Raw genomic sequence first — 5,503 nt, forward strand, 5'->3', positions numbered from 1 at the left:
AAATACAGACACTGGCCCTCAAGGCTCATCTTGCCATTGGTTGCCGGGGCGTCTCCCGATCGGATTTCCGTTACGACGACCGTCACTCCGAAAACGGCGAGGTTGTCTGGCTCGAGGTCAACACTCAGCCGGGCATGACGCCGACGTCTCTGGTGCCCGAAATCGCCGCGCAAGCGGGACACTCGTTCGGCGATTTGTTGAGTTGGATGGTGGAGGACGCTTCGTGTCTGCGTTGAGGTGGGGACAGGGTAATGGCGGCAACGCGGCTGGTCCCGCGCTGTTCGGCGTGCCGCTGTCATTCGACCGTTTCGTCTTGCCGCGCCAGCTTCGCCGGCCGGTGCGCGTGCTGGCGCGCCTGTGCGGCGGCGAGTATGAGGCGCCGCGCTTTTCGGCGGCGATCCTTTCCGCCGCGCTCATCGCGTCGAGCAGCGCCTATGGCGCTTTTCTTGGCGGCTACTCCGACAGCGTCGTGCAGGGCATCACTGCCCGCACCGGCTTTGCCGTCGACCAGATCAAGGTGGTCGGCAATCGTCAGACGTCCGAGATCGACGTGCTCGACCGGCTCGGCCTCGACGGCTGGACATCGCTGATCGGCTTCGATGCCGAGGCCGCGCGCGAGCGCATCGCGACGCTGCCTTGGGTCGAGGGCGCGGCGGTCCGCAAGATCTACCCTCATACGCTGGAAGTGCGCATCGAGGAGCGCGAGCCCTTTGCGCTCTGGCAGCAGGGTACATCGGTTTCGGTGATCGAGCGGTCCGGCGAGGTGATCGCGCCGTTCTCGGGCGGCAAGCAGGCGCTGCTGCCGCTGATCATCGGTAGCGGCGCGCCGGCCATGGCGCCGGCCTTCCTCGACAAGATCAAGCGCTATCCCGAGCTTGCGGCGCGGGTCAAAGGTTATATCCGTGTCGGCGAGCGCCGCTGGGACATGAGGCTTGAGAACGGCATCACGATCAAGCTGCCGGAAGACGACGAGGACCGGGCGATCGCCGAACTCGTCAAGATCGACCACGACAACGGGCTTTTGACGCGCGACATCGCCGCCGTCGACATGCGGCTCCCCGACCGGCTGGTCGTGGAGCTTTCGCCGGAGGCGGCCACGCAGCGCGAAGCCGCGCTCAGCGACAAGCCGAAGAACCCGGCCAAGCGCAAGACGGGGACGAAGATATGAGCTGGCTTGGCGGCGGCGGTGACGCTTCTTCGCGCCGGTCGGGCATACTCACGGTGCTCGACGTCGGTTCCAGCAAGGTTTGCTGCGTGGTTGCGAAGCTCAAGCCGAACGAGGACGGCAAGCTTCTGCGCGGACGCTCGCATCGTATCCAGGTGATCGGCATCGGCCACCAGAAATCGCAGGGCGTGAAGTCCGGCGTCGTGGTGGACCTCGATCGCGCCGAGCATGCCATCCGGCTTGCCGTCGACGCCGCCGAGCGCATGGCCGGGCTCACGGTCGATTCCCTCATCGTCAACATGACGGCGGGCCGGCTGAAGAGCGAAGCCTTTTCGGCGACGATCAATCTCGGTGGTCATCAGGTCGAGGAAGTCGACATCAAGCGCGTGCTCGCCGCCGGCGCCAAGCAGGCGCTGAGGGCCGAGCGCGAAGTGATCCATTCGCTGCCCGTCGGCTTCTCGCTCGACGGCGAGCGCGGCATGCGCGACCCGCGCGGCATGGTCGGCGATGCGCTCGGCGTCGACATGCATGTGCTGACGGGCGATGCGGCGCCGATGCGCAATCTCGAGCTTTGCATCAACCGCTCGCATCTGTCGGTCGAGCGCATGGTGGCGACGCCCTATGCCAGCGGGCTTGCCTCGCTGGTCGACGACGAACTCGAAATGGGCGCCGCCTGCATCGATATGGGCGGCGGCACGACGACCATCTCGGTCTTCTCGGAAGGCAAGTTCATCCATGGCGACGCCATCGCCATCGGCGGCAACCATGTGACGCTCGACATGGCCAAGGGCCTGTCGACTTCGCTCGACGCCGCGGAGCGGCTGAAGGTGATGCATGGCTCGGCGCTGCCCGGAAGCGCCGACGACCGCGACCTCGTCTCGATCCAGCCGATCGGCGAGGAGGGCGATGTGCCGTCGCAGATACCGCGCTCGGTGATGACGCGCATCATCCGTGCGCGCATCGACGAGACGCTCGAGCTTTTGCGCGACCGGCTGAACAAGTCCGGCTACGGCAATGCCGTGGGAAAACGCGTCGTGCTCACCGGAGGCGCCAGCCAGCTCGCCGGCCTGCCGGAAGCGGCGCGCCGCATTCTCGGGCGCAATGTGCGCATCGGCCGTCCGCTCGGCGTGGCGGGCCTGCCGGAGGCGGCCAAGGGACCGGCGTTCTCGACCCCGGTCGGATTGATGATCTACCCGCAGATGGCGAGCTTCGAGAGCCATTCGGCGAAAGGACTTTCCGGTTTCAGGATGACCGGAACGGGCGGAAGACTGCATCGCATGAGTCAGTGGTTGAGAGACAGTTTTTAATTTGACGGGGACAGCCCCATAGGCGGCCGCAGCGGCGAGGCGGCGGGAAAGGCAAAGGACGGAGACAATGACCATCAATCTGCAAAAGCCGGACATCACCGAGCTCAAGCCCCGCATCACCGTGTTCGGTGTCGGCGGCGGCGGCGGCAATGCCGTCAACAATATGATCACCGCCGGCTTGCGCGGCGTCGAGTTCGTGGTGGCCAACACCGACGCACAGGCGCTGACCATGTCGAAGGCTGAGCGGCTGATCCAACTTGGCGCGCATGTCACCGAGGGCCTCGGCGCCGGCTCTCAGCCGGAAGTCGGCCGCGCGGCGGCGGAAGAGTGCATCGACGAGATCATCGATCATCTGTCCAACACGCATATGTGCTTCGTCACCGCCGGCATGGGCGGCGGCACCGGCACGGGCGCCGCTCCCGTCGTTGCCCGCGCGGCGCGCGAGAAGGGCATCCTCACCGTCGGCGTCGTCACCAAGCCGTTCCACTTCGAGGGCCAGCGCCGCATGAAGACGGCCGACATGGGCATCGAGGAGCTGCAGAAATGCGTCGATACCCTGATCGTCATCCCCAACCAGAACCTGTTCCGGCTGGCCAATGACAAGACCACCTTCGCCGATGCCTTCGCCATGGCCGACCAGGTGCTCTACTCGGGCGTCGCCTGCATCACCGACCTGATGGTCAAGGAAGGCCTGATCAATCTCGACTTCGCCGACGTCCGTTCGGTGATGCGCGAGATGGGTAAGGCGATGATGGGCACCGGCGAAGCTTCGGGCGAAGGGCGCGCGATGGCCGCTGCCGAAGCCGCGATCGCCAACCCGCTGCTCGACGAGACCTCAATGAAGGGCGCCAAGGGCCTGCTGATCTCGATCACCGGCGGCCGCGACCTCACGCTGTTCGAGGTGGACGAGGCCGCGACCCGCATCCGCGAGGAGGTCGACCAGGACGCCAACATTATCCTGGGCGCCACCTTCGACGAGGAGCTGGAAGGCGTGATCCGCGTGTCGGTCGTCGCCACCGGCATCGACAAGTCGGCCGCCGAAATCGCCGCGGCGCCGATCTCGATCCGCGCGCCGCAGAAGCCGGCCGCTCGCCCGGCGGCGGCTCCGGTCGCCGAAATCCGCCCCGCTCCGGTCCAGCCGCAGGCCTACGAGCCGCGCGCGGTCGACCCGGTCGCCGAGGCGATCCAGCTTGCCGAGGCAAACGCAGCCGCCATGGCGCAGCCGCGCCCCGCGCCGATCGACGACTTCCGGCCGCAGAGCAAGATCTTCCAGGCTCCGCCAGCCCAGCCGCAACCGCAGCCTCAGCCGGTGATGCAGCCGCAGGTCATGCAGCAGCCCGCGCCGCAGCGCGAGATGCCGCAGCCGGTGGCCGCCGCTCCGCAGCGTATGCCGCGCGTGGAGGATTTCCCGCCGGTGGTGAGGGCTGAGGTCGAAGCCAAGACCCGCCCGGCGGACCATGAGAACAGCGGTCCGATGGGGCTGATCAAGCGGCTGACCAACGGCCTGACCCGCCGCGAGGAAGAGCCGGCCCGGCTCCAGCCGGCGCAGCCGCGCGAACCGAAGCTGCGCCAGGCAGCGCCCGAGATGCGCCGCCTCGCCAGCCAGGATCCTGCGCTCTACGCGCCGCGCCGCGGCCAGCTCGACGACCAGGGCCGGCTGACACCGCAGGCCCGCACGGTCCAGGAAGATGATCAGCTGGAAATCCCGGCCTTCCTGCGCCGCCAGGCCAACTGAGCGATACGGCGCACCGCCGATCGTAACGATATATAACGGTTGTTAACAGGCAGACGAGAAATCGTCTGCCCGTTGCTTTTGCAAAATATATTAAAAACAATCGCTTACGATCTATTTTTAACACGATCCCGTGGTTACACGGGGTAAGAAACCGTGATTTGGAGTCTCCAGGGCGGGCCATTATCTTCCGCTCGGACTAAAGTCGGTTTGCCGGGATTCGGGGAGTAGCCCTGCCTGCCGATCACACAGAGCCGCAGCTCTTGCTTATTTTGCCGCATTCGATGCGAGCGCCAGACCGTTCAACTGGCTGCAAGATACCCAAGGCCGATGGAGCGGACGCAGGCATTTGGGCGTATGGGGTTACTCTTGCACGACTATCAGACCACAGTGAAATCGCGCGCGACGCTGACTGGCATCGGCGTCCATAGCGGCAAGACCGTCACCGTTCATTTCCTGCCGGCCGACGCCGATACGGGTATTGTCTTCCATCTTTCGAACGGCGGCGAAACCCGTGAGCTCCGCGCCCTGGTTGCGGAAGTCGGGGCCACCGATCTTTGCACCATGCTTGGCGATCCGGCCGGCGCACATATCGGCACCGTCGAGCATCTGATGGCGACGGTGTTCGGCCTCGGCATCGACAATCTCATCATCGAGATCGACGGCTCGGAAGTTCCGATACTCGACGGCAGCGCCATGGCGTTCGTCGAAGCCTTCGACCAGGCGGGTATCGAGACGCTGGCAGTGAAGCGCCGCTATATCCGCGTCGTCAAGCCGGTGCGCGTGGAAGCCGGCGCGTCCTGGGCGGAATTCCGCCCCTATGACGGCACGCGGTTCGAGGTCGAGATCGATTTCGAAAGCCCGGCCATCGGCCGCCAGCAATTCGCCTCCGATATCAACCCCGACATCTTCCGCCGCGACATCGCGCGTGCCCGCACCTTCGGCTTCATGAAGGATGTCGAGAGGCTTTGGGCCGCCGGCTACGCGCTCGGCTCGTCGCTCGAAAACTCGCTGGTTATCGGCGACGACAACCGCGTCATCAATGTCGGCGGGTTGCGCTATCCCAATGAGTTCGCCCGCCACAAGACGCTCGATGCCATGGGCGATCTGGCGCTGGCCGGCGCGCGCTTCATCGGCTGTTTCCGCTCCTATCGCGGCGGCCACCGGATGAACGCGTCCGCGTTGCGCCGGCTGCTTTCCGACCACACGGCCTTCGAGATCGTCGAGACCCGGCGCCGCGAGCGCGGCCGCGTCGCCGAGATGATTGCCGTCAGCCGGCCGGTCTACGCACCCTGGGTG

Annotated in this window: 4 protein-coding genes and 1 pseudogene; all 5 read left to right on the forward strand. The window is 66.0% G+C overall.

All coding sequences use genetic code 11. The annotated features are described in order from the left end of the window. Positions 1-236: pseudogene (locus EOA27_RS19700) on the forward strand (D-alanine--D-alanine ligase); the annotation flags it as partial. Next, on the forward strand, positions 224-1,168 hold the full coding sequence (locus tag EOA27_RS19705; protein ID WP_126082000.1) for a cell division protein FtsQ/DivIB: 945 nt from the start codon (positions 224-226) through the stop codon (positions 1,166-1,168). The pseudogene EOA27_RS19700 and the gene EOA27_RS19705, both read left to right, overlap by 13 nt. Then, on the forward strand, positions 1,165-2,472 hold the full coding sequence (gene ftsA, locus EOA27_RS19710) for a cell division protein FtsA (RefSeq protein ID WP_042637743.1): 1,308 nt from the start codon (positions 1,165-1,167) through the stop codon (positions 2,470-2,472). The genes EOA27_RS19705 and ftsA overlap by 4 nt, the downstream gene beginning before the upstream one ends. Before the next feature lie 67 nt (positions 2,473-2,539). Then, a complete protein-coding gene (gene ftsZ, locus EOA27_RS19715) occupies positions 2,540-4,207 on the forward strand; it encodes a cell division protein FtsZ (RefSeq protein WP_126082001.1) in 1,668 nt (555 codons plus the stop codon). A gap of 354 nt (positions 4,208-4,561) precedes the next feature. After that, positions 4,562-5,503 (forward strand): UDP-3-O-acyl-N-acetylglucosamine deacetylase (gene lpxC, locus EOA27_RS19720; protein ID WP_127256931.1); only part of this gene is annotated, 942 nt, incomplete at its 3' end.

Source organism: Mesorhizobium sp. M2A.F.Ca.ET.037.01.1.1 (assembly GCF_003998075.1).
Taxonomy (GTDB): Bacteria; Pseudomonadota; Alphaproteobacteria; order Rhizobiales; family Rhizobiaceae; genus Mesorhizobium.

Bases quoted from the DNA above. Each gene is read 5' to 3' on its own strand.
- ftsA (WP_042637743.1), top strand. From the start codon at position 1,165: ATGAGCTGGCTTGGCGGCGGCGGTGACGCTTCTTCGCGCCGGTCGGGC.
- ftsZ (WP_126082001.1), top strand. From the start codon at position 2,540: ATGACCATCAATCTGCAAAAGCCGGACATCACCGAGCTCAAGCCCCGC.